The organism is Parasphingorhabdus cellanae, assembly GCF_017498565.1.
Taxonomy (GTDB): domain Bacteria; phylum Pseudomonadota; class Alphaproteobacteria; order Sphingomonadales; family Sphingomonadaceae; genus Parasphingorhabdus; species Parasphingorhabdus cellanae.
In genome coordinates this window covers 931,266-957,557 of record NZ_CP071794.1, presented here as the reverse complement: position 1 = coordinate 957,557, position 26,292 = coordinate 931,266, and the positions used below count along the sequence as shown (strand labels likewise).

The 26,292-nt window shown below is 52.3% G+C and carries 23 protein-coding genes and 1 riboswitch; of the genes, 12 read left to right on the top strand and 11 right to left on the bottom strand.

Annotation, left to right across the window (positions count from 1 at the left end; all coding sequences use genetic code 11):
- Positions 1-155: 155 nt before the first annotated feature.
- The 5 genes from J4G78_RS04780 to J4G78_RS04760 all read right to left on the bottom strand — a co-directional run bounded on the left by J4G78_RS04780 (position 156) and on the right by J4G78_RS04760 (position 4,791).
- Positions 156-986, bottom strand: a complete 831-nt coding sequence (locus tag J4G78_RS04780; RefSeq protein WP_243457227.1) for a Dph6-related ATP pyrophosphatase — start codon at positions 984-986, stop codon at positions 156-158.
- Positions 979-1,797, bottom strand: coding sequence for an ABC transporter substrate-binding protein (locus J4G78_RS04775; RefSeq protein WP_207988954.1), 819 nt, complete (start codon positions 1,795-1,797; stop codon positions 979-981). Before J4G78_RS04775 ends, J4G78_RS04780 begins: the two co-directional genes overlap by 8 nt.
- Positions 1,763-2,293: a DUF6580 family putative transport protein gene (locus tag J4G78_RS04770; protein WP_207988952.1), complete on the bottom strand. Its 531-nt coding sequence runs from the start codon at positions 2,291-2,293 to the stop codon at positions 1,763-1,765. Before J4G78_RS04770 ends, J4G78_RS04775 begins: the two co-directional genes overlap by 35 nt.
- 37 nt (positions 2,294-2,330) lie before the next feature.
- Positions 2,331-2,513: riboswitch (cobalamin riboswitch) on the bottom strand.
- A gap of 428 nt (positions 2,514-2,941) precedes the next feature.
- A complete protein-coding gene (locus J4G78_RS04765; RefSeq protein ID WP_207988950.1) occupies positions 2,942-3,559 on the bottom strand; it encodes a DUF1826 domain-containing protein in 618 nt (205 codons plus the stop codon).
- Complete coding sequence (locus J4G78_RS04760) at positions 3,556-4,791, bottom strand: GTP-binding protein (RefSeq protein ID WP_207988948.1); 1,236 nt, start codon at positions 4,789-4,791, stop codon at positions 3,556-3,558. The genes J4G78_RS04765 and J4G78_RS04760 overlap by 4 nt, the downstream gene beginning before the upstream one ends.
- Positions 4,792-4,880: 89 nt before the next feature.
- Here J4G78_RS04760 and J4G78_RS04755 point away from each other — a divergent pair, with 89 nt between their 5' ends.
- The 6 genes from J4G78_RS04755 to J4G78_RS04730 all read left to right on the top strand — a co-directional run bounded on the left by J4G78_RS04755 (position 4,881) and on the right by J4G78_RS04730 (position 8,586).
- Positions 4,881-5,276, top strand: a complete 396-nt coding sequence (locus J4G78_RS04755) for a MerC domain-containing protein (RefSeq protein WP_207988946.1) — start codon at positions 4,881-4,883, stop codon at positions 5,274-5,276.
- Positions 5,273-5,638, top strand: coding sequence for a Fur family transcriptional regulator (locus J4G78_RS04750; RefSeq protein WP_243457296.1), 366 nt, complete (start codon positions 5,273-5,275; stop codon positions 5,636-5,638). The genes J4G78_RS04755 and J4G78_RS04750 overlap by 4 nt, the downstream gene beginning before the upstream one ends.
- 74 nt (positions 5,639-5,712) lie before the next feature.
- Positions 5,713-6,147, top strand: a complete 435-nt coding sequence (locus tag J4G78_RS04745) for a hypothetical protein (protein ID WP_207988942.1) — start codon at positions 5,713-5,715, stop codon at positions 6,145-6,147.
- The gene (locus J4G78_RS04740) at positions 6,068-6,805 is read left to right on the top strand and encodes an ABC transporter ATP-binding protein (protein ID WP_243457226.1); all 738 of its coding nucleotides are present in this window, start codon (positions 6,068-6,070) and stop codon (positions 6,803-6,805) included. The genes J4G78_RS04745 and J4G78_RS04740 overlap by 80 nt, the downstream gene beginning before the upstream one ends.
- A 3-nt stretch (positions 6,806-6,808) precedes the next feature.
- Positions 6,809-8,080 carry an ABC transporter permease gene (locus tag J4G78_RS04735; RefSeq protein ID WP_207988940.1) on the top strand — a complete coding sequence of 424 codons (1,272 nt, stop codon included), beginning with the start codon at positions 6,809-6,811 and terminating at the stop codon, positions 8,078-8,080.
- Positions 8,081-8,088: 8 nt separating this feature from the next.
- Positions 8,089-8,586, top strand: coding sequence for a DUF3299 domain-containing protein (locus J4G78_RS04730; protein ID WP_207988938.1), 498 nt, complete (start codon positions 8,089-8,091; stop codon positions 8,584-8,586).
- 108 nt (positions 8,587-8,694) lie between these two features.
- Here the strand turns inward: J4G78_RS04730 and J4G78_RS04725 are convergent, their stop codons facing one another.
- Positions 8,695-9,822, bottom strand: coding sequence for a PepSY-associated TM helix domain-containing protein (locus J4G78_RS04725; RefSeq protein ID WP_207988936.1), 1,128 nt, complete (start codon positions 9,820-9,822; stop codon positions 8,695-8,697).
- Between the two features lie 22 nt (positions 9,823-9,844).
- A complete protein-coding gene (locus tag J4G78_RS04720) occupies positions 9,845-11,890 on the bottom strand; it encodes a TonB-dependent receptor (protein WP_207988934.1) in 2,046 nt (681 codons plus the stop codon).
- Positions 11,891-12,592: 702 nt separating this feature from the next.
- On the opposite strand from J4G78_RS04720, the gene J4G78_RS04715 reads away from it, so the two are divergent.
- The 5 genes from J4G78_RS04715 to J4G78_RS04695 all read left to right on the top strand — a co-directional run bounded on the left by J4G78_RS04715 (position 12,593) and on the right by J4G78_RS04695 (position 19,476).
- The gene (locus J4G78_RS04715; protein WP_243457225.1) at positions 12,593-14,788 is read left to right on the top strand and encodes a TonB-dependent siderophore receptor; all 2,196 of its coding nucleotides are present in this window, start codon (positions 12,593-12,595) and stop codon (positions 14,786-14,788) included.
- 18 nt (positions 14,789-14,806) lie between these two features.
- Complete coding sequence (locus J4G78_RS04710) at positions 14,807-15,526, top strand: ABC transporter ATP-binding protein (protein ID WP_207988932.1); 720 nt, start codon at positions 14,807-14,809, stop codon at positions 15,524-15,526.
- The gene (locus tag J4G78_RS04705) at positions 15,523-16,959 is read left to right on the top strand and encodes a DUF3526 domain-containing protein (RefSeq protein ID WP_207988931.1); all 1,437 of its coding nucleotides are present in this window, start codon (positions 15,523-15,525) and stop codon (positions 16,957-16,959) included. The genes J4G78_RS04710 and J4G78_RS04705 overlap by 4 nt, the downstream gene beginning before the upstream one ends.
- A complete protein-coding gene (locus tag J4G78_RS04700) occupies positions 16,959-18,209 on the top strand; it encodes a DUF3526 domain-containing protein (RefSeq protein ID WP_207988929.1) in 1,251 nt (416 codons plus the stop codon). The genes J4G78_RS04705 and J4G78_RS04700 overlap by 1 nt, the downstream gene beginning before the upstream one ends.
- 106 nt (positions 18,210-18,315) lie before the next feature.
- Positions 18,316-19,476 carry an acetyltransferase domain-containing protein gene (locus J4G78_RS04695; protein WP_207988926.1) on the top strand — a complete coding sequence of 387 codons (1,161 nt, stop codon included), beginning with the start codon at positions 18,316-18,318 and terminating at the stop codon, positions 19,474-19,476.
- 90 nt (positions 19,477-19,566) lie between these two features.
- Here the strand turns inward: J4G78_RS04695 and J4G78_RS04690 are convergent, their stop codons facing one another.
- On the bottom strand, positions 19,567-20,193 hold the full coding sequence (locus tag J4G78_RS04690; protein ID WP_207988925.1) for a TetR/AcrR family transcriptional regulator: 627 nt from the start codon (positions 20,191-20,193) through the stop codon (positions 19,567-19,569).
- Positions 20,194-20,290: 97 nt separating this feature from the next.
- Positions 20,291-22,111: a DUF3604 domain-containing protein gene (locus J4G78_RS04685; protein ID WP_207988923.1), complete on the bottom strand. Its 1,821-nt coding sequence runs from the start codon at positions 22,109-22,111 to the stop codon at positions 20,291-20,293.
- Positions 22,112-22,266: 155 nt separating this feature from the next.
- Between J4G78_RS04685 and J4G78_RS04680 the strand changes: the two genes are divergently transcribed.
- A complete protein-coding gene (locus J4G78_RS04680; RefSeq protein ID WP_207988921.1) occupies positions 22,267-24,513 on the top strand; it encodes a TonB-dependent receptor in 2,247 nt (748 codons plus the stop codon).
- 200 nt (positions 24,514-24,713) lie between these two features.
- Here J4G78_RS04680 and J4G78_RS04675 read toward each other — a convergent pair whose 3' ends face one another.
- Positions 24,714-25,445 (bottom strand): proteasome-type protease, encoded by a 732-nt coding sequence (locus tag J4G78_RS04675; RefSeq protein WP_207988920.1) that lies wholly within the window; start codon positions 25,443-25,445, stop codon positions 24,714-24,716.
- A 44-nt stretch (positions 25,446-25,489) separates the two neighbouring features.
- The gene (locus J4G78_RS04670) at positions 25,490-26,290 is read right to left on the bottom strand and encodes a transglutaminase family protein (protein WP_207988918.1); all 801 of its coding nucleotides are present in this window, start codon (positions 26,288-26,290) and stop codon (positions 25,490-25,492) included.
- Positions 26,291-26,292: the final 2 nt, after the last annotated feature.

The following is a 26,292-nucleotide window of genomic DNA, read 5'->3' as shown; positions in this document are numbered from 1 at the left end:
TAAACTTGAATGCGGATGTGAAGCTGAGCGAACGGGTTGATCTGTTCGGCCGCCTAGAAAATGTGGCAGATGAGGGTTACGAGGACGTGTTCAGTTTTGAAAAGCCTGACCGTTCCTTTTGCATCTGTGTGCGCGCCCGGTTCTGAGGTTTGGGCTTAGTCCAATTTCGGCGAGGATGGCCCAAGCATGATTCGGGTGTGGAATTCGCCATTCTCGCCGAACGGATCGACATGGTCCGGCAGCTTTGCAAGCAGGTCAGCGTCGAAAACATCGCCGATGGAAATTTGCGGAAGATCGGGGGCGACGGCGCTGACGATGCTGGTTGCTCCCGACGTTTTCAAATCTGCCAGCAGCGCATCATAATCCGCATTCCACAAAGGAAAGACCAGTTCCATTTCCGCCGTGCGCGGATGGCCGACAAAGGCCTGCTCGCGCCACTCGCGGATATGGATAAGATGAAGATCACCGAAGCATAGCCGTTCACAAGCCGGGATCAGATTGAGCGCTGCAGCGAGCTGGTCGACATAGTCCGCGCGTGCATGAAGCGGTACGCCGATTAGCGGCACACCCAGTTGCGCCGCCTGCTTAACCACAACTTCAATTGCGAACTCCTGATGCGCGATCATCCGACTGCGCGCATCGAAAGTGGTGAGGAGCACGATGTTGGTATGTCCGTCCCGTTGCAGCGCGCGGAACGCCAAAAAACTGTCTTTTCCGCCGCTCCAGAAAAGTAGCGACACGGGGCCGTCAGCATCATCATGCACATCTGTCAGCCACGCCGCCTGCTGGATCTTGCGGGTGCGCGCCGCCAACTTCACACCGTCATGGTCGAACGGGCAGTGCCGACACCCGGCACCGCAGCACCTTGTGCGTTGTAGGAGGCCAAGGCGCGTGAAGACGACATATCCGGTTTCGGGATCTTCATAGGTGAAATCACTGCGTTCGCAAGCGGCATCGTGCAAATCCCAATAGCTTGGCTCAGGCAAGTTCCATGAACTCCGACACTGCGTCCGACAGCATGACGATGCTGGGAAGGAGGGCTGGGCTAGGGCGGCTGAAATGCATGTGGCCATCGAGGAAAAGTACCGGACAGTCGAGCGGCACTGCGGCTGCCTTGGCCGCTGCTTCGTCCAACCCGCAGCAGGCGGCAATGACAATATCGGGTGCGGTTCTCGCAACCTCGTCCCAACCGACTTTAAAGGAGGGCTCGCCGCTCTTACCCAGCAGGCAGGTCATACCCAGCGTCTTGAGCATATCCGGTATCCAATGCCCGGCAATAAAGGGTGGGTCGAGCCAATCGAGAAATGCCACACGAAGACCAGTTCCCGCATGGCGGCCGTCATATTCGGCCAGAGTCGCATCCCATTTTGCGCGAAGCTCGGTAGCGGCTCGCTTTCGCCCGATGGCTTCCCCCACCTGGCCAAAACAGACCGGCACATCAGCCAGGCGGCTGGGGGCGAGATCGACCAGGATCGGCGCGTTCAAAAGCGAAAGAACCGCCTCGCGCACGTCGCCCGAAGGCACTGCGCAGACATCGCATAGCGATTGGCTGATCACCACATCGGGCGCGAGCCGTTCCAGCATCGCGATATCGAGCTGATATAGCGGCCGTGTCGCCGTGCTGACCTGTCGGTCGATCTGCGCGGCAGAGGCTTTCGTGTCGATCCAGGTGCTGGTCAGTTTGGGCAAATGATCCCATTCGCCCGAACAGCTATGACTTACTCCGACCAGATCGCCGCCTGCACCCAGCGCGACAACTATATCAGTGGCGCTTGGCAGCAGCGAAACGATCCGCATCGAATACTCCCGTCAAAGCGATGATTCCGAATGCTGCACCGCCATATATCGCATTGGCGAGGGCACCTTTCAGTAGAAAGGGCAGCCCGGCGACATAACAGGCGATCCATCCCTCAACTGTGTTAGGATAGAAACCCATTGCCATCGGTGTAATGTTGGAAATGAGATAGAATACCACCGCGCTCGCAACCGCCGCGAAAGCTACTGGAGTAAAACCGATCCTACGCAATGCCGGTCGCGCTGCGACCGCCGCAAATAAGTGCCCGGTATAAACGAAGCTCATCGCGAGCGCGCTGTAAAACCCATTCATCGCATCGACAAGCAGCACCGTTACAAATACCGGTACCAGCATAAGCCTGCGCGGCAGATAAGCCGCAGCGACCATTCCAATCGCGCCGACGGTCGATACGCCCATCGGATGCGGCAAGGCATGGGAGAGAACGCCCGCGAGCGCAAGCGAAGCGGCCAGAAGGCCGTTTTTAGCAGGTTGGTTCATGTTGCCAACTCCATAAGCCGCCAGTCCTCGGACGGTGATTTTAAAAGGTTCGAGCGGCCGGTCTCCGGACTTGACGAGTGTTGATAGGCAGCGCCTTCCCATCCTGAAAGGAAAGTGGCATCTTGCTGCTGATCACTCAATTACCGTTGCGAGGTCAGTACCGGATTTGCACCGGTTTCCCGTTCACCAACTCGAATGCACCTTCGTGCAACAATAACGTTAAACACAACTGAACTACGTGCCAAGCATAAACTATCGCTTTCCTCACTACACAATGAAACGACCAAAGGTCCGCCGGCGACAAGATGGAAGAGCTTTACATGTTTATCGCGCACCTGCTCGCCTTGTTCGGGTTTTTCGGTCGAGCGATGCATGAGATCGATAGAGTTGCGCTCAGGTGTCATACGTAATTTCTAAATCATTGAGATAAGAAGGACGGCCACGCCGGCCGTCAAACAATCTGTTGTATTCGGGTGCCGCCTGGACCGGGGAAGCGGCTTGCTGCCTCCCTGAGTTTGGCGACATCTTCGCCGGGCGGGCATCCGTAGAGCCTACGATAATCGCGGTAGGCAGTGAGGAAACCACATTTTCCAACATTAGGCTCTCATTTAGACCATGTTAAATTCCCCGCCAAAATCTATGTTTTTGCTAAATCGCATTCTTCAATCTTGCCGGGTTGATAACTAGCAACAGCCGCTCCTCACCAGTGCCTTCAATCGGTGGAGAGCGATGAATGCCAGCCTTGTCCCGGGACCAGAGGCGGCCTTTGAACAGGGCGACGTCGCCCGCCTGCATCTGCTGGATATTATGGAGATCACCGCAATCGCTATCGGCCGTATCTTCGCTATCAAGCCATTGTGTGCCTTGCCCCAAATAGGTGGTGATCAGCCGTGCTGTGACATAATCGGTGTGAAATTTCTTGCAGGCATTGGTGGTAACACACTCGAGCCGGATTTCGACAAATTCGTTCTGCATGATTTGGGCAAAGCGATTGGCGAGCACCAGAATATCGTTGTGCAGGATGTCCCGAGCAACACTTTTTTCATGACCTGCATCGTCAAGAGCACTATCGAGCATGGCAGGTAGCTCATCGATATCTGCCGTAAAACGGACATCAACTATTCCATCCAGTTTAAGGTCCGACAGGCCCGGTGGTGCTGAACGTTCCCAAATGGCAATTCCTACGCCCTCAACTCGAATCGCACGCAGAGCTTTTGGATTTCTTGCAGTGAATGCGATCGACCGCTCTTTCGCATCCACGCTCATTCGGCAGGCTCCAGAGCAGGTTGCGGCGCTTCCCATGCCGGGAAGGGATCGGCCAGTATTGACCATATATCAGGCACGAATATCTGTTCTTTCACCAAACAGCCGTCCAGTTCGCGGCGGATACGCGCCTCGTCCATGCCGATGCCAATGAACACAAGTTCCTGCCTCCGGTCGCCCCATGTTGGATCCCAATGTTTCAAGACAAATTCTTCAAATGAACCATCTTCCGGCCACAGGTTTTTCGGAACGGCGGCCCACCAGCGACCCATGCGCGCGGTAATGGTCTGGCTACCGGCTACAGCAAGCTCGCCTAAAAAATTGGGGCGGGTAGCGAGCCAGAAATGCCCTTTGGCGCGGATAACAGTATCGAGGCCATTTTGCGTTAGAAAATCATAGAAACGGGAGGGATTAAATGGGCGGCGGGCGCGGTAGACAAAACTCTCGACACCATATTCTTCGGTCTCCGGTCGGTGGCTACCATAGTCGTATAGCTCCTTGGCCCATAACGGGTGCATTTCCGCCTTTTCATCATCGAAAAGGCCGGTATCGAGTATCTCGTCGAGTTCAACTTTCGCATGATCTGCTTCAACGATCCTGGCATCAGCGTTGAGCGAGGCGACAACTTTTTTAACCATGGTGAGCTGTTCAGCCGATACATCGCTTGCCTTGTTAACGATAACGACATCGGCAAATTCAATCTGTTCCACCAATAGGCTTACCAGCTGGCGGTCATCACCTTCGCCAGCGGTTTCGCCTCGATCCGCAAGGAAGTCATGACTGGAATAGTCGTTCAGAAGATTAACCGCATCGACCACGGTGACCATGCAATCAAGCCGGGCCGCATCACTCAGGCATTGCCCGTCTTCGTCGCGAAAGGAAAAAGTTGCCGCCACCGGCAAGGGTTCGGACACGCCCGTGCTTTCAATGACGAGATAGTCGAAGCGGCCTTCCTCGGACAGCTTGCGCACCTCAAGCAGCAAATCGTCCCGCAGCGTGCAACAGATGCAGCCATTGGTCATTTCGACCAGCGTCTCTTCAGATCGCGATAGAGCTGCTTCTCCGCCGCGCACCAGATCCGCATCGATATTCACTTCTGACATGTCGTTGACGATCACTGCCACGCGCTTGCCGTCACGATTACTCAGAATATGGTTTAGTAGAGTTGTTTTGCCGGCTCCCAAAAAACCGGAAAGGACAGTCACAGGTAAGCGCGCGCCATTATCTGAAGTCATAAAACTGAGTCCTTGCGAATCATGTTATGTTGTATCATATCATAATTGTTCTAATTTCCTATCTTGATGGCTGCAAGGAAAATACCAAAGTGTCTCCACAATACGCCAACCGACTGGAAAGTTTGGCGCTGCTCCTGTCAGGGCTTTGTCTTTTCCATTGCCTGGGCCTTCCGCTGCTGCTGATCGCTATTCCTGCCTTAGCTGCTGTCTTGACTGTACCAGAATCGGTTCATTTCTATCTTGTGATCACAGCCTTGCCCTTAAGCGTGATAGTCCTTGTACTGGGTAGGCGCCAACATAAGTCATTCATACCATTGGCAATGGGCATTATTGGATTGCTATTTATGACTGCTGCTCTGACCGAGCAATATCGTAGCGATGAAATCACTCTGACCGTTATCGGCGCTACAATTCTTGCTCTGGCCCATATTATCAACTGGAAGCGCCGTTCGCGATGTGCCGTCGGTAGCGGTATTTGGAAGTGAAACGCCGGAAAGCTTTTGTCGTTGATGAGCAGGTCTGGAAAGTTCTCGTCAACAGCACGCAGCCCGTCGGTGCCTATCAGATAGCAAATATGTTGCCCAAGGTTTCGGCAACCCAAGTCTATCGAGTCCTTGAACGCCTTGTTTCAAGCGGCAAAGCAAGGCGGATAGCCGCGGGTAATGCGTTCGTGGTAGCATCCTCTAAAACCGATGCCATCGTCATTTGCCGCAAATGTGGTGAATTTGAACTGCTGGAATGTCCCGAGGCCATCGAAGGATTAGAACGCCATTGCGACGGTCGAAGCTTCCAGGCCAAACAGATTTTTCTTGAAATGATCGGTACGTGTCGGGATTGCCGTGGGTGACGGGGAAACTGGATCGACAATATCAAATGGAATTAGGCTTGGATAAATATAAGAGATGATGTATCATAACATCCATGATTAAAGCTAAAAAAGTTTGGACAGTCGCGATTCTATCTTTGGCCGTAGTGAGCTTGGGCACACCGGTACATGCCTGTGGTCTTCATGGCGATTTTGATGGCGGCTTTGGGATGCAACGGTTCAATCCGTTTCAAGCAGAACCCTCTGACAATAGCAGTTCATGGAGTGCTAGTCTCAACCAACAGAGAAAAATGTCCCCCATGCCGAAAACGCAGGATACAGATGCAGAGCCTGTAGAAAAAGCATGGACTGATACGCAGAATACAGATGAACAAGAGCCCGTTTCTCGCGGAACGCCAATTGGCCGACGCGATGATGCAAGCGGAGGTGATCAAGCCATAGAGCAGGAAAATGGGCAATACGACGAGCAGCAAAATCTTACAACTGCAGCAACCAGCGATCTGGATGTTGGCAAGGCGACGTTTCACTAAATCCATGTTGCTGGAAGTCGAGAATCTTCATTATACTATTAACGAAAACCCGCTGTTTTCCCGCTTTAATCTTGCGATAGAGGAGGGAAATCATCATCTCCTGGTCGGTCCGTCAGGTTCGGGAAAAACAACCCTCATTAACCTGACCTGCGGGCTTTTGTCACCGGAAAAAGGCGCGATCAGAGTAGCAGGCCATGATATGGCAGCCGTCTCCGAAAGCGGCCGCGATAAAATCCGGCGCGAACATATCGGGATCGTCTTCCAGACTTTACGGTTGGTTTCAGCCCTGGATTTGTCGGCCAATCTTTTGCTGGCCCAGCGATTGTCACGCGGGACCACAGATGCACCTTTAATCGCTTCCCTGTTGGAGCGGCTCGGCATCGCGCATCGCGCCAAAGCGAAGCCTCATCAGATGAGTCAGGGTGAGGCACAGCGGGCGGCCATCGCCAGGGCGCTGGTTACTCGGCCGCGGCTGCTCATTGCCGATGAACCAACCTCTGCGCTTGACGAAAGCAACGCCCAGCAGGTCGCCGATCTCTTACTGGAATGTGCCGCGGACTATGGTGTCACATTGTTGATCGCCACCCATGACGACCGGCTCAAACCTCTGTTTCCCAACCAAATTGCGCTGACTGACCACATGTTGAAAGCGGCCTGACCGATGTTTGGACTTGCTCTTGCCTATTTGCGCGACCGCAGTCTTACCACCGGGCTCAACATCCTGTTGCTCGGCATTTCGGTGGCGATGCTGGTACTGCTGGTGCAATTTGGCAACCAGCTTTCCAGCCGGCTGGACCGTGATGCGCAAGGTATTGATCTGGTCGTGGGTGCAAAGGGGTCGCCGCTGCAACTCATCCTCTCAAGCATTTTTCATATTGACCAGCCGACCGGCAATATCCCGCTCGACAGTCTTGATAGGCTGCGTGGCGACCCGGCGGTCAAAGTGGCCATTCCGCTGGCACTGGGCGATAATTTCGATGGTTACCGGATCGTCGGAACGGATGCATCCTATGCGACATTTTATGGCGGCGAAATCGCACAAGGCCAGATGTTCGAAAAACCAATGGATGCGGTTATGGGTGCCGCAGTAGCGAAAACAACCGGCGCGCAGCTTGGGCAGCAGTTTATCGGCAGCCATGGCTTGGAAACAGACGAAGGGGATGGGCAAGGGCACGATCATGCACCCTTTGAAACCGTTGGTATCTTGGCTCCGACAGGCACGGTTGTCGACCGCCTTATCCTGACTTCGGTTGAGAGTGTCTGGGATGTTCATGGCATAGAGCATGACCATGGTCACGATCATAGCGATCAGCCGAAAGCTGTGCATGATCATGGTCATAATCATGGTGCGGATGATGCGGCGCCGTCCGGGGCCGGGCAATTGCAGCCGGAATTGACCGCCATATTGGTCAGCTATCGTAATGCTGCAGGGGCCATCCGCATTCCCGCCATGATCAACCGTCAGACCGAGATGCAGGCCGCAACGCCAGCGGTGGAGACGGCACGCTTGCTCGCCCTGTTTGGTGCTGGGATAGAAGGCGCTCGTATTTTCGCGTGGATACTGGCTGCCACGGGCGGTCTCGCGATCTTCATTGCACTGCTCAACATGGCCCGTGCGCGGGAGGGCGATCTGGCGCTGTTGCGGGTGATGGGAGCCAGTAAGCCACAGGTCTTCGGCACTATATTGCTGGAAGGCTTGATAACAGCGGCAGCTGGAGCAACCCTCGGGCTCGCCGCTGCCCATGGAGCCCTTTTTGTCGCTGGCCGCAGTTTTCAAACGCTTAGTGATCTGGGGCTGAGCGCAACACAGTTTCTTCCGGCAGAACTCGGCATCGTCGCTGCTGTGCTGTTCATCGGTATCATCGCAGCGCTTGTTCCGGCGGCCCGCGTTTTCCGCATCAATCTGGCGAACACCCTCGCCCGAACATCATGAGGTTATCCATGAAAATTCTGCACGCCATAATCTTCGCATCTGCATTGTCTCTAAGCGCCGCACCCGCGCCAGCAGCCATGCAAGATGGCGGAAAGGCACCGATAAAAGACGTTTGGAAACCCGCGGCAACCCCGAAAGGCGGCGTATCATGGGCTGTTCTGGAAGGCACGAAAGAGAAAACGCGTAAAGGCAAGGATGGCTACATCTATTCAAAGCCGCTTTTTACACCAGCTGTAAAATCGCTCGCTGGAAAACGTATCAAGGTGGCAGGGTGGATGACCCCATTGGATAAAGGCGCGAAGCAGAAGAGGTTCGTGTTGCTCGCCTATCCGCCGGGATGTCCTTTCCATTTTCACGCAATGCCGAACCAGTTTATCGAAGTGCTAGCTGACATTCCTTTTCCCACGGATGAGAGGAAGGTGCATGTTGTCAGCGGTGTACTTGAACTTACAGGCCAAGACGAAAGCGGAATTTTCTATCGCTTAAAAGCCGCGAGCCCGTCATAGGGCGGGAACTAGTTTTTTGCGGTTCCAATTTTGATTTAAGTTGATGATTTCCTTCATGCCAAAGGAAGGGTATCTGAGCTCGCCTATTCTCTAAAACGGATGCCATGATCAACCGGGATTGCCTCGGAAATATCGCTTGAACCACACGATCAATCCAGTGATTGAGAGTAATAAGAGCGTTAAGCCGACGATCAAAATGACCGGCTGCCGCATTGCGCCGAATGTATCGCCGGAATGAATGGCATTGTTGATCGCACCAAGTTTGCCCAATCCCAAGACTTGTTCTTTATGGACCATATTCGCGCAGGAGGAGGAAACCCAGACCCTGCGGTCACCATCGCGTTTATCCAAATCATCGAGCTTTGATAGATAAAGGATGTGATAAGGTTGCCAGGGTGCAGCAAATTCCGCTTCCAGAATGCGAGTGCCGGGATATGTCGCTAGTGCTAGACCCGTCGCCTGACCAATGGAAACAGTTCCATCACAAGTTGCATTTTCCATTCTCTCGACGACTGCTTCCGGCAAAATATCGGTTTGAGGTTTGATAATCGCCGGCCCCCAATCCGGCTTGGACCAATAGGTCCCGGTCAGCCCCCAGATAACAATCAACAAAGCGCACCAGAAGCCAAAGAAACTGTGTAGACTGAATGATTTGCTATTCCAGTTTCCTTTCAGACTAAACCGCTTGGCCTTCATCCAAAAACCTCTGCGAACCGGCCACCAGAGATAAATACCAACGAAAGCCAAGATCGACAGGATCAATCCTAAAACGGCGACAATCACTTCGCCGATATCGCCCGCCAGCAGTTCATAGTGAAAGTCGATCAGCAAATGCGTCCATGTCCGGTCAAGATAGAAGTTGGTAATGGCTTCGTTGGTTCCAGGGTTGATGCTGACGATTTGCACTTCGCCGCCGGCATCAGGCGGTGCGGACATGCCGTAGATCATTGGTATGTCGGTGGCGATTTCCGCATGGGGTCCGAGATAGCCTAACGGTAAAAACGTCTCGCCCGCTTCGGTCCGCGCCGCAGCAACCATTGCCGCAAGATCGGGATCGGCCGCGGTGCTGATGGCTTCTATCTTCGGAAACGCGCCAGTCTCTAAGTGCATCAGCGGACCGGAGAACGCGATAGCCATGCCAGAGATCGTCACTAAAATGATGAAGATCGCGCAAAGCGCGCCTACCCAGGCATGTAAGGTCGCGTTGATTTTTCGAAGGGACGAGCGCTGTGCCATTATATTGCTGTTTCAGCGACAATCAAAATGCGAATTCAAGGCCGACACTGACTTTGCGCGGTTCCCCAACATTGGCGAGGGTACCGCTATCAAAAACGGACAGCTCGTAAAAGGCATCAAACGCATTGGTTAGATCGAGGAATAATCGTAGGCCTTCATATTCATAACTCGCCTGGAAATCGGCGACAAAATAACTATCGACATTATTGGCAGCGAGATTGGCATCATCACTGAAATAGCCATCGCTATACCGGCCAAAGCCGCTGAGGGTAAAGCCCGGCGCGGGTTCCCAAATAATGCCTCCGACGGCAGTTAATCCTGGGGTCCGCTGAAACTCGTTGCCGTCAATCAAGGCGCCGGCGTTGGAATCGCTTTGGAATTTTGTGTCCGTAATCCCGATCCCGGTTTGCAGAGTCCATCGGTCATTAACCGCAAAACGTGCTTCCAGTTCCGCGCCGATAGAGCGGGCTTCAGGGGCATTGCTGAATATATTGGCAAAGAAATCAGGGCCAAGTTCAACCAGCGTCGCGATTTGAAGATCATCAATATCGCTATAGAAAATATTGCCATTCAGGGTCAGACGTTGATCAAGCAGTTGCGCCCGGAAAAATGCTTCGTAATTCCACAACGTCTCCTGCTCGAACGTTTCGGCAGAAAAAGTTTCGAAGTTAAAGGTAAAGCCGCCCGCATTGAAACCCCGCTCGGCAATCAGGCCGATACGGACCTCATCCGAAACATCAAAAGCCAGCTCAAACTTCGGCAGGAACGCGTCAAAACTCTCGTCAAAGTCTATCGGAATCACCCCGGCAAAGCCGCCCAGTCTGGTCTGGCTATCGCGCTGCCAGCGGCCGCCAATATTGGCGTAAAGGTCGGGAGACAAAGCGATATTCGCTTCGGCAAAAATACCCAAACTGTCGCGCTCGTCGTTGAAATCGCCGATACCTATTCCAAAGCCGCTCAGGTCGAGCGTCTCTTCGCTTTCGAAACGCGATATATAAAAGCCCGCTAGCCCGGTGATGGCTGAGCCCTCGTTGCCGAAACGGGCGAGCAATTCGTTGGTCAGTTCATCCGATTGAATGTCTGCATTGCCTTGACCAGGTGCGACCAACCGTTGCACGCTGACGTCAGAATAGCTGGTTGTATTGCTCAGGCCAAAATTATCACTTACGGCGTAATTCAAAGCCACCGTGATAGCGTCAGAATTTGTTTCAAAAATCGAAAACCCGGGATTAAACCGTTGCAAATCCTCGAATGGTGCATCGATACCTTCTGTTTGAGGGCGGGATGTATCAGCGTGAGTCACGGTAATCAGGCCGTCAAATCCTGGCAAAGCCTCTGGCTTGATGCTCAGTTTGCCTCGCAAGTTCAGCGTTTCGATCCGCCGTAAATTACGGCCCAGATCAGCCGTGACGCCCAGCGGCCGAACGAAGCTCTCTTGTTCCCGGTAATCGGCCGATAAGCGAAAAGCCAGCTGGCCATCGGCAATCGGACCGCTGACAACAGCGGATGCTTGGTAAGTATCGAAATTGCCGACAATAGCGCGTAGTTTACCTTCAAATTCGTCATGATTGGGCTTGGCGGTTTCGATAAAGATCGCACCCGCAATAGCGTTGCGGCCTTGTGTTGTGGTCTGCGGCCCGCGAAAAATCTCGACCCGTTCAATATCCCAGGCAGATTCGCCGGAATAGACAAACTCGTTAAACGTTAATTGCCGTCCATCGACCTGAATGGTTGTGCGTGGCTGCGAACCGCCGAAAAAGCTTTCGAGGCTGGTGAGGATACCGCTGGTATTGGCGCCCCGAATAGTCGGGCCTTGATTGCCGTTGCCTGAAGTTGTCACATTCGCAGTCTGATTGAAAATGCGCTCCAGTGTATCCGGTCCGGCAAATGCATCGAGATCCGCTTGGGTTGTGACGCTGACTGAGGAAGCTGTTTCTTGCAGCGTTCGTTCCGTGCGCTCTCCTGTAACCACGATGATATTATCGGTATCACTGTCGGAAATATCTTGTGCTGATGCTATTGCAGGAACGCAAAGCGCCACTGATGTCAAAATTGCGTTGCGGATCACGAATCGCTCCCATGGATGGTTGCTGATCGAGATATGCAATACGGATCTTATTGTAAATGAGAATTAATCGCAATTTTTATTATGATATGATATCTACTAAACAAGAAGTCTTTGACGTCTGCTTTGCACTCTAAACAGATGCAGGCTTAGTGATCGCTTCATATCGAAAGCGGGTTCATTTGCGCGTGGTCAATCAGGAAAAACGAGTCGTCCCAGAGCTTGCTATTCAACCATTGCCATTTCCATCTATGTGATATAGTTACATTTTATGGTTCGGACCCGACGCACAACTAAGCAAAATTCCTTTGCGGCTATTTGGTTGCCTATGATTTTTGGCGCGTTTTTGCTCATGCAAATTATAGCTTCGGGGCATGCGCATGATGAAAATTTTGATGTAACGCCTGAAACATCTTGTGCAATTTGCGTTCACGGCAGTCAGAACGACGATTTGGATTTGCCAGCATCGATAGTGATGCCAGATGATGTCGGCCCGGCCCCCTGGGCAGCGACCATAATCAAAAGGCATCTCGCCGACTTTGCGCTTGAGGCAAAAGCGCGAGCTCCTCCATATTCCTGAAATCAGGTAGCTTATCTGCATGTCATGGAAGCATGTGACACAGGTATCCTGATGTTTCCCAAAAATATTATCGCCCAGTCTGAAAGGTCCAGGCGATCGTTTTGTCTGAATTACAGGAATATATAATGATAATATCAAATGCCGCTCGGTTGATGATAGGCGGCGCATCATTGTGCATCGCCAACACAGCTGTTGCGCAATCGGGGAATAATGAAACTGCCAGCATGTCTGCGGAGGATGACAGTGGAATTGTCGTCATCGGCTTGCGGCAAGCGTATCGCGGAGATTTTGATCGGCTCGAAATCCCTCAGGCTGACCAGATCATCGATCAGGAATTGCTCCAGGAAGCCGGAGTGGTCGACTTAAGCGGTGCTCTTGACTTGTCGGCATCGGTCGCGCGCCAGAATAATTTTGGTGGCCTATGGAACTCTTTTTCGGTGCGCGGCTTCTCTGGGGATATCAACCTGCCAAGCGGATTTCTCGTCAACGGCTTTAATGCCGGGCGTGGTTTTGGCGGCCCACGTGATCTGGCCGGAATCGAAGCTGTCGAAGTACTCAAAGGCCCGCGTTCAGCCCTTTACGGCCGGGGCGAGCCTGGCGGTACGGTCAATCTCGTTACCAAGCGTCCGGGTTTTGAAACCGTGGGCGAAGTTGAGTTTCAGGCCGGGTCATTTGACTTTTATCGCGGTGATGTCGATCTCCAAACAACCATTGGCGACAATGTCGGCGTGCGGCTTGTCGGCTTTTACGAAGATGCGGGAAGCTTCCGCAAAACGGTTGATACGGAGCGCTATGGTTTCTATCCATCGATTACAGCGAAGCTCGGCGAGAATACCGTAGCGACATATGAGCTCGAATATACCGAACAGAAAATCCCGTTCGATCGTGGTGTTATTTTCTCTGAAGAATTTGGTTTCAGCCCGCGCCGGACCTTCACGGGGGAGCCTGGAGATGGACCGATTGAAACAGAAGTTTTCGGCCATCAGTTCGAAGTCCAGCATGATTTCTCCGACAACTGGAGCCTGCTCGCTGGCCTTGGCTATCGCGAGACTTCGCTGACCGGGAATGCGTCGGAAAATAATTTCGATGGCCGCCAACTCTACCTGATTGATGGTCAGACGATCACGCGTTTTTTCCGGTTCCGCGATTTCGATTCCGAATATTTCGTTGCTCGGGCGGAACTGGCAGGCGAATTCAATACGGGCTCCCTGCGCCATCGCCTGCAATTTGGTATGGACTATGACCGATTTGATAATAACCTGTTCATCCTGCGCTTCCGCCCTCCGTTCTTTGCAGCCGGAACTGATCCCAGCACGTTGGACCCTGCTACTTATCTATTCCTCGACGCAAACAACCCCGTTTATGGGCAATTCCCGCAACCCGTTCCAGGGCCCAACACCGATCGTGAAGAACGGCTTAAAGGCTTTGGTATCTATTTTCAGGACCAGATCGACATTACTGATCGTCTGCAAATCCGCATCGGGGGTCGTTTCGATGATTTTGAGCAGGACCTGACGAATTTGCGCGCTACCCCTGCAACGACGACCACTAGCAAGGACAAGCGTTTCTCACCACAGGTCGGAGCTGTTTACCGTGCCGATGACGGACTAAGCATCTACGCTTCTTATGGCGAAGGTTTCCGCCAGCAAACGGGTTCGGATTTTCAGGGCAACCAATTTGACCCGAATATCACCAAGTCCGCCGAGTTTGGATTGAAGGCGGACCTGGGAGCCTATTTCAATGGGGTTCAAGGGAATGTTACGCTAACGGCCTTTCAGGTCGATCAAAGTAACATCCTTGTGAATGATGATCGACCTGAAGCCGTAGATGCTGGCTTCTTCTCGTTCCCAGCAGGTAAAGCGCGGAGCCGCGGCATTGAGTTTGATGCGAATGCCTCATTTGATAGCGGGCTGAGCATCTGGCTCTCTTATGCTTACACTGACGCTGAGTTCACCAACAGTAATCCCGATGCGGATTTTGGCGCGATCATCGAAGAGGGTGATCAGTTGATCAACTCACCAGAGCATCAGATCAGCCTCCTCGTCAGCCAGTCCTTTACCGTGGCGCAAGCGCCCGTTCAATTGGGTGGCGGTTTGCTTCATGTGGGTGAACGGAATGGTTGGACCGGGTTCGATTTTACGTTGCCAGATTACACCACGGTCAGGCTGTTTGGTGAGGTTGAATTAGTCGAAGGCTTTTCGCTGAGGCTCGACGTCGATAACGTATTCAATGAGACTTTTTACACCAACAGCTTCGCAGATGTCTGGGTTCAACCGGGCGCGCCGACCACTGCTCGGGTGTCTGCGCGATTTAAATTCTAGGCAAGGGAAGAATTCACTATGTCCATACCGCTTGAAGTTCGCTCGCTTTCACTGGTTCGCGAGGGAAATGCTGTCCTTGATGGCGTTTCCTTCACAGTGGCACAGGGTGAAATTTTCGCGCTGCTCGGCGGCAATGGCGCAGGCAAGTCGAGCACTTTGCTCACTTTCCTTGGTTTTCTGGCACCATCGGATGGTGAGGTTCTGGTATATGGTCAAAGCGTTGGAAGCGATGTTGCTTCCGCGCGATCAGCCATAGCATATCTGCCCGAGGCGGCATCTTTATATGGCCATATGACGGCTTACGAAAACCTGGATTACTTTCTTGATCTGGCCGGAAAATCAGCGAATCAAGCGGATTATGACCAAGCTCTTGACCGGGTCGCACTTCCTGATGAAGCCCGGTCTCGGCGCTTGCAATCCTATTCCAAGGGCATGCGGCAAAAGACAGCAATAGCGCTCGCCCTCTTGCGCGAAACTCCTATTTTGCTGCTTGATGAGCCGACCTCCGGTCTCGATCCCGTGGCGATTGATGAATTTCATGATCTGGTGAAGGACCTGGCAAGCGCTGGCCAGACGATCCTTATGGTAACGCATGATGTCTATGGTGCGTGTCAGGTAGCGGACCGGGTTGGATTGCTCAGGCGCGGCCAATTGGTTGGCAGCTTTTCGGCCGAAAATGGCAAGCGGATCGATACAGAAACCGTGCACGCAGCCTTCGCAGAGCGAGAAGCCGCATGAGCATGGTCTTCAGGATAGCGAAAGAAGAATGGCGGCTTTGGCTGCGCTCGAAAGTAGTCGTGATGGCAGCATTGATCGTCGGAACACTGCTTGCGGTGACGAGCGTTCTCACGATCAACCGCGTCGCGGAAGAACAATCGCAGCGGCTCGCACAACAGGTTGAGGCGGAAGAGACTTTTTTTGCCCAACCGGATCGCCATCCGCACCGCATGGTCCACTATGGCCACTATGCCTTTCGACCGCCGCCGCCGCTCGCTATATTTGAGCCGGGGGTAGACGCAGTCACGGGTCAGTCCATTTTCCTCGAAGGACACCGCCAGAACACCGCAATGTTCGCTGATACGAAGGCTGCAGCTGACCTTGGCGGCTTTGCGGCCTTGACGCCGGCCAGCCTTTACCAACTGCTCTTGCCGTTACTCTTGATTGTGCTCGGCCATGCGCTCTTCTTGCGAGAGCGCGAGAGCGGGACGCTGGCCGTGATTTTGGCACAGGGACAATCTGGTGTGACACTGGCGATGGGGAAGATGGCTGCGTTGCTCGCGGTCATCATCATTTTCATGATCCCGCTGATTATAGTCGCGGCTTATTCGGTCAGCCTCGGCGAAAGCCCGCTTGGGGCGTTGTCGCTGGTCGGTGGTTATTTCGCGTATCTCTGCGTGTGGGGTGCCATCGTCCTTGCCGCCTCAATCATCCTTAAGCAGCGTGCCGTCTCACTGGGTGTGCTGATATTCATGTGGCTGTTCGCTGCGCTTATTGTTCCGCGCTTTGCGATCAATGCCAGTAGTGCTGCCATTGATGCACCCGGCAAGATTGAAAGCGATCTTGTGATGCTCTCCGAACAACGCAAACTGGGAGATGGCCATAATGCGGCCGATCCCGCCTTTCAGCGGCTTCAAGCCGAGGTACTGGAGCAATATGACGTTGAAACAATCGAAGAGCTGCCGATTAATTGGCGCGGCGTTGTCGCGTCCTATTCCGAGGCAGAATTGACCGACTTGCTCAACGGCTACGCAGAAAACCGCATGAGCCTTGAGGCGAGCCAGTCGCGGATATTCGACCTGTTCGGTTTGATCTCTCCGACAATTGCAATCGGGTCGCTATCGCGAACCTTCGCCGGGACAGACCTTGCGACACACCACCGGTTTCTGCGCGAGAGTGAGAAATTACGCTTTGATTTCGTCCAGTCGCTCAACGAAGTCCACGTTAACGAGCTTAGTTATGCTGACGATATGAACCGCAACGCTGATGCTGAGGCAGCGCGCCGTGCCCAAGTAAACTCGGAGGCTTGGCAAGTGCTCGACGAGTTTCGCTTTGCCCCTGACAATGCCAGCGAGCGGATTGGCCGCGCCACGATCTCGCTTGGCGTGCTGATCACATGGTTGCTGGTATCAATCAGCATTGTGTTCCTCGCCGCTCGGAGGGTTCGTCTGTAATGGTTGGTAATCTTGTTCGTGAAGCCCGTTTTCTAGCCAAAGATGGCGGCGCATTATTTTGGCTGGGGCTGGCGTTTTTACTGTCCATTGTCGCGGTTTCATTCGGTGTCGCAGAAGTCCGCGATCAGCAAGAAACAATTGCTGAATTGGTGAAAGAAGATGCCGCCGACCGCGCCAACGCGCTAAAAGGGCAAGAGGATTGGGGTGGCGCAGCCTATTATGCCTTCCACCTGACTCATGCTCCGCCTTCTGATTTCGCCTTTGCCGCGATGGGACAGCGTGACAGCAGCCCATGGAAGCACCGCGTGCGGATGCTGGCGCTCGAAGGTCAAATACATGAAGCCGACACGAGAAATGCTGATTTCGGGCTAGTCGGGCGGTTCGATTTTGCGTTTCTTGCAGCATCCGTCGCTCCGCTGCTTCTCATCCTGCTGCTTTATGACCTGCGTGCAGCCGAGCGCAGTGCACGACGTCACGACCTGTTAATCGCGACAGCCGGATCGCCGATCCAATTGTGGTTTCCCAGGGCACTGGTTCGAGTGGTCGCTTTGTTGCTGTTGCTGTTGATCCCATTATGGGGAGCATCGTTGGTAGCGGGAACATCACTGGATATAGTTTTAAAAGCCACAGCAATACTGATTGGTGCACTCCTGATCTGGTGGTTGATCGTTGAACTGGTCAGTCGGGTCAATGCGTCGCCTTCTGTTCTGCTCACATCGCTCATTGGTTTGTGGCTGGCTTTGGCCATCATTGTTCCGGCGCTTTCAAAAGCGGTAATTGAAGTGCGCCAGCCGCTACCAAATGGCGGTGAAATTCTTCTGCTGCAACGGGAAACGGTGAACGATGCTTGGGATTTGCCCAAGGAAGCAACGATGACTCCATTCCTTGAAGAGCATCCTGAATGGAGCGCCTATGCCACCCTGGAAGAAGCCTTTGAATGGAAATGGTATTATGCCTTTCAGCAAGTTGGCGATCAAGTAGCAGCACCTTTAGTGAATCAATATCGCTCAGCTCGCCTCGCACGCGACCGTGAGGCGGGCTTGATCTCTTTTCTCTCACCGACATCATTTGTTGAGCGGTCGTTTGAAAAACTTGCTGGAACGGATGCGGCCTCTATGATTGCCTATGAAGATGCTGTGCGAGACTTTCACCGACAATTGCGGGATTTCCACTATCCGCTGCTCTTCAGGGATCAACCATTTGATCTAAACACCCTGAAGGATTTGCCGGTATATGCCCCGACATCTTGAAAATTATGATGTCACGATATCAGGACTTTTTTGGCTGTTGATCTGCAACAAAATTGCCATTGAATCGGGTGAGTACGAGTGTGATTTTTTCAGTGAGAATTAGACCATGACCAACGAGCCCATGCCATCATCACGCATCGCCTCCATTGATATCATGCGAGGCCTGGTCATCATCCTGATGATGTTGGATCATGTGCGCGAGCGGTTTTACATGCACGTACGCACAGGTGATCCGATCGCTGATACGATTGAGCCCGATCTGTTTTTTACGCGCATCTTGACGCATTTCTGTGCGCCCATTTTCATTTTTCTGGCTGGGCTCTCGGCATGGCTATACGCGCACGCAAAAGAGGGCGAATTTCGCTCGCCATCTAGGTTTTTATTCACGCGGGGCCTAGTCATCATATTAATTGAGCTTGTGCTTTATTACCTCGTCTGGGCCGACAGTTTCCCAAAATATCTGTTCCTACAGGTCCTTTGGGCCATCGGGCTTTGCATGATTGCATTGTCGGTTGCGTGCCGCTTTAATTACTGGGTGATCGGAGCCTTGGGTTTCCTGATTGTGCTCGGACATAATTTCCTGGTGCCAATCGACTTCGAACCCGGCGACTTGGCATATATACCTTGGGCAATCCTTCACGATGGCGGTGAGTTGGGGCAGGTGGGTCCGCTTACTGTAAGCCTGTCCTATCCGAGCCTGCCATGGTTTGGCGTCATTCTCTTGGGCTATTTCGCAGGCCCGCTTTTCGCGCAATCAACGAAAGCACTCACGCGCCAGCGCATGCTCGTAGGCATAGGTGTCGCATGTCTGGTACTCCTGCTTACCCTGCGAGGGTTTAACATCTACGGTGAAACGCTTCCGTGGGAAGTGCAAGACACGGGTATCGAGACCGTCATGTCGTTTATCAATTTCACAAAATACCCTCCGTCGCTTGACTATATATTGTTCACCTTAGGCTTCGGCTTGCCGTTGCTGGCATGGTTCGAGTCCGTCAAAAAGCAAAACTCCGTGCTGGATCTTATGCAGACCTTCGGTTCCATTCCAATGTTCATCTATGTCTTGCATCTGTATGTTCTGTTGGCGGCCTATTGGGTTTTGTTCCTGATCTTCGGACCAACCCAAGACGAGCGTTACGGCTTGGATAGCGTCCTGTGGATATGGATTGGCGCAGGCGCGCTCGTACTGATACATTATCCGATTGCGAAGGCATTTGCGGCCTATAAGCACCGGGAAAAACGTAACAAGCCTTGGCTAAGCTTTTTTTGATTGAGCGCCTGGCAAAACAAGCAAGGTGCCGATTGCATAGTTATACTATTCCATAATGGAAGACATGAATATTGACCAAAGCTAGCAGCGTTAATGACCGATGTTGATCAAAGCTTTGAAACATCTAATTGTCTGACTAATTTCGTCTTCGGAAGTTCGGTGAACCATTACCGCGCCAATTCCGTTAGCAGTGAGAGCCATCAACAAGTCACCCATGATGGCGACAGGTGTATCGGGTTCAAGATCACCTTGCGTGATGGCAGTTTCAATAATTTGTTGAAAAATTGCGCTATACGCCTTGCGTAACTCCAGTATTTCTGCGAATTTTTCTGGTTCTCGAGCCATTTTCAATTGCGCGGTACTGGTAATAAGGGGACTCCATAAGTCATTCCTCTGGGTTATCAGTGTCGCATCTAGAACGTTTGAAAGTTTGGTCTTCCAATTTCCTTTTATAGCAGCTGCGTCCGACAAAAGTTCAATATTTCGGGAAATAATTGCTTTCACAGTCTCCTGAAAAAGATCATCTTTTGACTTATAGTGGTTGTAAATGGCTGCGCTGGTCAGTCCGGCCGCTTTGGCAATTTGGGACATGCTGACTTCAGCAAATTCTCGTTCGCTAAACTGCTTGGCGGCAGCCTGTAAAAGGCTGCTTCGGGTTTCTTCTCCAGAACTCCCTGATGGTCGCCCCAATATGGGCTTCTTTGGTTGTGTTGCCATAACGAAAACCTATGCCGCAGTCAGAAAATCAGTCAATGATTGTAATAAGCGTCTTGGCAGGTATCTTATCCATGCTATTCGCGGCTTATCGCCGATATCAGCTATTTGGGCGATACCAGATCGGGGAGCTATAAGCGCGCTCCTGATTCAGGCGTGGAACATTTGGTGGCAATTTCAAGCCATATCGCTCGGCGTCATAGGTCGTCCAACGTTTGCTGGGCGCCTCCAAAACCCGGATATAATAGAAGGCACCTTCATTGGCATCGAAAGACGGGTCCGCCCAATAGGCAGAAAGCTGCGCGCCACCGCTTGTTTGGTCAGCCAGTACAACATCATAAATTCGCTCTCGCAAAGTGCCATCGCTTTGTCGCCATCCTTTTATTATTTGCACGCGCTCCAGATCTGCGCTTTCCGGGTCCTTCAATGCCTTGATAAGAAAACGCGGTATTTTCCCGCCTGTGGCTTTTTCCAATAGCCCACCCATTGGCACGCCCTCGATATAACCCTTGGCTGCAAAGTTCTTCGCAGTGAGATCATCTTGGCCAAAGCTCCAGCCTGCAAAAACCCGCAAGGTTATTCTCGGCCCGGTTGTTGCGTAAACTTCGCGGCGCTGAATCGCGTCGAACAATTCCGCCCGAGTATTGGCGCGCGCCCATACGCCAGTATAGCCGGAGGCCGTCAGCTTGCCGTTGGGCCAGAGCGCACCGCCCATTTTGCTATTCAGCCGGGTGCTGGATTGCTCGGAATCTTTGAATTTTCCCCAGAAGTTATTGTCATCAGCCGTCGCTAACGCCGTGTGGGAATCGGTCGAACCAATAAGACCGAATTGATAGGGATTTGCGCCCAGTTCATCATCATATTTCAGGCCCTTTTTTAGCCCGCTGCGCGCATATTCGCCTTTCAACATTTCGCGAACACGGTTCGGGTCATCCGGTTTGGGGGTCAAAGAAATATCGGTTTCGTCCCAAGTCTCGAAATCCGCAAATTTGTCATCGGCGGACAGCAAGGGATGGGCTTCGCCATCTCCCTTCACCTGCGTTACCTCATAGACCGGTTCCCAGCGGCTTCGTGTCTTGGCATATTCGGCGGTCAAAGGGTTACCATCCAATGTCTGATCGTCAAACATGATGCCACCGGACAAGTTTCCATTATGGGCAATAGCCAGCACCGAACCCTTGGTGGATTGCTCATATTGCGCAAGATAGGCCCATAGGTCTTCTGGGTCATCGCTATCGAGCGCCGAAAAAGGAATGGTTTCTTTTGTTTTTTCTGGACCGTCTTTGAACACCACAACCCGGTGCAAGTTCCGTCCCCCCGGCATCGAAGTCCATTCATAGCCAGCAAAGGCAGTAAATTTCCCGGGACTGTTAAACTGTTCCGCCAAGTCGATCACATGACGCCAGACGCTTTTATTGAAACTCTTATCGGGCACTTCAACGGGCTGTACGCCGGTTACCATAGCAACATATTCATCCATGATCGGCCCCATACCGTCGCCGCCCGACAGATATTCGTTCCAGCGCTTTCCCAGTGGGGTGGACAGCAGTCCTTCATTTTCGTCCTGTAAGGCGGTCAAAACGCCGAGATATTCAGCATGATCAGCGACCATCAAGAAATCTAGTGGCCGACTGAGCTTGGCGCGTTTGCCGCCCGATGCAACCACCTCTTCACCGCGTGCGAAGCGATAGGCATCCTCAGGGCCCAGATGTTGATTGCCGAAGCTGTTGCTATCAAAGGACAGGTTTGAGTGGACGTGAAGGTCTCCCCAAAAAACCCGCTCCGGCACATCGGTCATTGCAACGCGGTCGCCTGAGTCAGTGGTTGATTGCTCATCAGCAGCGGGATTTTGGCAAGATGCCAAAGTGAAAACCAGCACTGAAGCCAGCATCCAGACAGGCAGATTTTCTCCGATTGGCATTTGCATATACTCCCGAACCCGTCAGCGTCATTTTCGCCGCGATGCCCAAACTGTCAGTTTTGACTGTAGAACGAACATCATACTCATATAAATGAATGGTTAGTTATATAATGAAACAGCCAAAATCGATAGGCTGTTTACAGGGAGAGGAACACATGGAAAACGGCGGCATGAATCTGCACGGGAAATTGATGCAGACAACAATGTTGAGTTTGATCGCAGGTCTAGGGTTGACTAGCCCCGCCATCGCTCAACAATCTGATCAAGAGTTGAATGAAGAAGACAATATCATTGTGGTCACCGGCCGCCTCAGAGGTGATGCAGAGTCGGTGCAGGACGTTCCTCTTGCCGTAACAGTTGTGAGCCCAGAACAATTGGGAGCGCAGGGCGCGCTGAATATCGAAGACCTTGAAACACTATCCCCAAGCCTGGTGATTGATGGCGTGACCGCCGGCCCAGGCGCAGGCGCAATTTCGCTGCGTGGTGTCAGTTTCGAAGATGTCGAGAAAAGCTTTGAGCCTACAGTGGGCGTCGTGATTGACGGCGTATTTACTGGGACCAACACCGCGCAATTGACCAATGCCTTTGATTTTCAACAGATTGAAGTGTTGCGCGGACCGCAAGGTACGCTGTTCGGCCGTAATACCATCGGCGGCGTGATCAACGTCAGGCGTTCTCGCCCTACCAAAGAATTTGGTTTGCGAGCGGAAGCGACGTTTGGCAATTATGGCCGGCAAGAATTTAATGGCGTCTTCAATATCGGCGACGGTGATATTTTCGGCTTGAAACTCTTTGGTTCCAAGCGCGATTTTGATGGTTTCTACAATAACGTAACACTCGACCAGAGAACTGGCAGCAATAGCATCACCAACGCAGGCGGTACAATCCTAATCGAGCCGAATAGTGATCTTGAGATATTGCTGACGGCAGAACATACAAAAATTGGCGGCGATCCTGCCAGTGCCTCGCTATCCCAAACCGGAGAAGCGATTTGCGGCATTCCGGTGGTTGCCAATCAGTGCAATCTCAATACGCGACGTGATCTTTATACCGTTTTTGGAAATGTCTTGGGCGATATCGATTATGGCGAAGATGCGTTTTCTGCGCAGATTAATTACAGTTTTGGTGACCTAACTTTAACATCCATCACCGCGCTGAAAGATTCTGACGAACTGGTGATCCAGGATTTCGACGCCACTTCGATCGACTTTTTCACGACAAGCCGTGCGCAGCAATATCGTCAATTCAGTCAGGAACTCAGACTAGCGGGTGATTTTTTCGATAATGTTAGCGGGGTTTTCGGATTATTCTATTTCAACAACGAATATCAACTGCAGCAAACAACCACACTGCCCAATGGCTTTGGACTGCCATCAGAAACCGATCACGAAACCAAATCATATGCGGCTTTTGCAGATATTGATATTACGCTGACCGATGCACTGCGTCTGAGCGTCGGTGCGCGTTATTCGAAGGATGAGAAAGAATATACTCGCTCCATTTTCGCTGGACCTGGGCCTTTGCTAGATCTGTCCAATGAAGATGACTGGAGTCAATTCACTCCGCGTGTTAGTCTGGATTATCGCTTCTCCGATGATCTGTTGGTCTATGCGTCTTACGCCCGCGGCTACCGCGCTGGCGGGTTTAACGGTCGAGCCAACAGCCCGTCTTCAGTGGCCGTCTCTTTCGATCCCGAAACGGTCGACTCTTTTGAGCTGGGCGGTAAATCGACTTTCGCAGATGGCCGCGTCACACTGAATGTCGCCGCGTTCTACTCGCGCTATAATGACAAGCAGGAAGATGTCGTTCAAGCGACCCCACCCGGCTCACCAAATCCTCAGGAAACGGTGACATTAAATGCTGCTAATGCCACAATTTTTGGTGCCGAAATCGACATGCGTGCGGAACTTTTTGAAGGGTTCACAATCACCAGTTCTCTAGGTTTGCTGGATGCGTCTTATGATGATTTCTTCATCGATGTGAATCTTGATGGGGTTGAAGATCCCGGTGAGGACGCATCTGATCGTGATCTCAGACGCGCGCCCGACTTCTCCTTCTCGATCGCAGGCAATTATGAAGTGCCGGTTGGAAATTCAGGGACATTGGACCTGAACGCCAAATATAGCACCACAAGCTCTTACCAAACCACGATTGTCGCTGCATCGACTGATTTCGGACAGAATGATCCACGCGGCCTGCACCAGTCACAGGACGATCTATCGGCTTCAATAACTTATACGCATCTGTTGAGCGATGACAGCGAGCTATATCTGCGCGTATTTGGCCGCAATCTCACCGACGGTCGCGGACTAAGCGCAGCCTTACCGGTAGCCGGTCTATTCGCTTTCGGATCTGCTATCGCGCCGCGGCAATATGGCGCGACAGTCGGCTTCCGCTTTTGATAATCCAGACATGCATGACTCATGCCTCCCAAAAGGCATCCTCTGGCCCCGCTTCGGCGGGGCTATTTTTTGCCGACAGCAGGGGATTAGGTTTCGCAGGTTCTTGATCCGTTAGCGGAAATTCGATCTCAACGGATTCATCCATTTATTGGCAATCGGACTTTCAATTTAGATTTGCTTCCAGCACAGTCGAATTTCAATCAAAACTCAAAATCGGGCAATGTCGCAAATGCGATATCCAAAGCTTCGCTCCAGCCTTTGGATATCTCGTTAAAATAGGGATCGTCCTTTTCAATCCGGCGCTGTTCCGTGATCGCATAGCTGTCCGTTTCATAAACCTGCAAATCGATAGGCAAGTCCACTCCTGCATTCGCGCTGATTGTGGAGTCGAACGACACACACAGTAGCTTTACTGCCTGTTCAAAGCTCATGTCAGGTTTTAGCGCGCGAACTAAAATCGGGCGGCCATATTTCGTTTCTCCGCTTTGGAAAAATGGATTATCGTCTCCGGCCTCAATGAAGTTCCCCTCTGGGTAGATCAGGAACAGACGCGGCTCCATGCCCTTTATCTGGCCGCCGACGATTAACGTCGCGCCAAAAACGGATTCTGATGCCGGGCCGGCTTCGGTATGGGCTTGCACCAGTTCCCGCAACGTATCACCGACGATCGTGGCCACTTGAAACATGGAAGGCGCAGTCAGTATAGAAGGATCGCGATCTTTTGGTGCTTTGGTTCTCTCGTCAAGAACACTGACGACGGCCTGAGTGGTCGCAAGATTCCCTGCCGAAAGCAAAGTGATGACACGCTCCCCGGGGACTTCCCAACTGTTCATTTTTTTGACTTGAGCGATATCATCGACACCCGCGTTTGTGCGCGTGTCGGACATGAATACCAAACCCTTGTCGAGCCGAAGTCCCACGCAATATGTCATGATTTGGTAATCCCTGTCAGCACCAACTTGTGTGCAAGAACTGCTTACTGCTGAACCTGCAGCTGAACAACCATATTTTCGGAAGTGCCACCGTATCGCATACCGGACACAGGGGATGCTTCTTGATAGTCGAGACCGGTCGCGACGCGGATATAGCGCTCATCCGGAGAATATCCGTTGGAAACATCAAAGCCAATCCAGCCTACACCTTCAAAATATGCCTCAGCCCAGGCATGAGTTGCATCTTGATCTTCGCGGTCGTTCATCATCAGATAACCGGACACATAACGGGCGGGATGACCAAGCAGGCGCATTGCCGCAATGAAAATATGGGCGTGGTCCTGACAAACGCCAGCCCCTACCTGAATCGCTTCCTCAGCGGTTGTTTCAGCATTGGTTTTCCCAATCGCATATGGAATTTTTTCGATGATCAAAGCCGACAAGGCATGCGCTCTTTCGATCTCGCCTGAATGCCCTTCTCTCAATATTTGCAGGAGACCGTCTATTTTCGGCCCAGCTTTCGTTAACGGCGTAGGCTGCCGAAAACCCCATAAAGGCATGAACCCGCGATGCGGTCCGATGACGCCATTATTTTGGTCGACCTCTACCTCGCCTTCACAGCGTATGACGATCTGTTCACCGCCCGGGGTGATGCTGATCAGGTCAACCTGATTATTATGCTGGTCAGCAAATTGCAGCTCTTTCTTACCGCCTTCAATAGTCATATCCCAGCTGATAATATTTTGACCGTCGCTCGATTTAGGTGTCAGGCGGATCTGCTGTAAACCATAAGCCACCGCGGCGTCATATGTGTAAGTCGTGCTGTGTTTGACCAGAAGTTGCATGA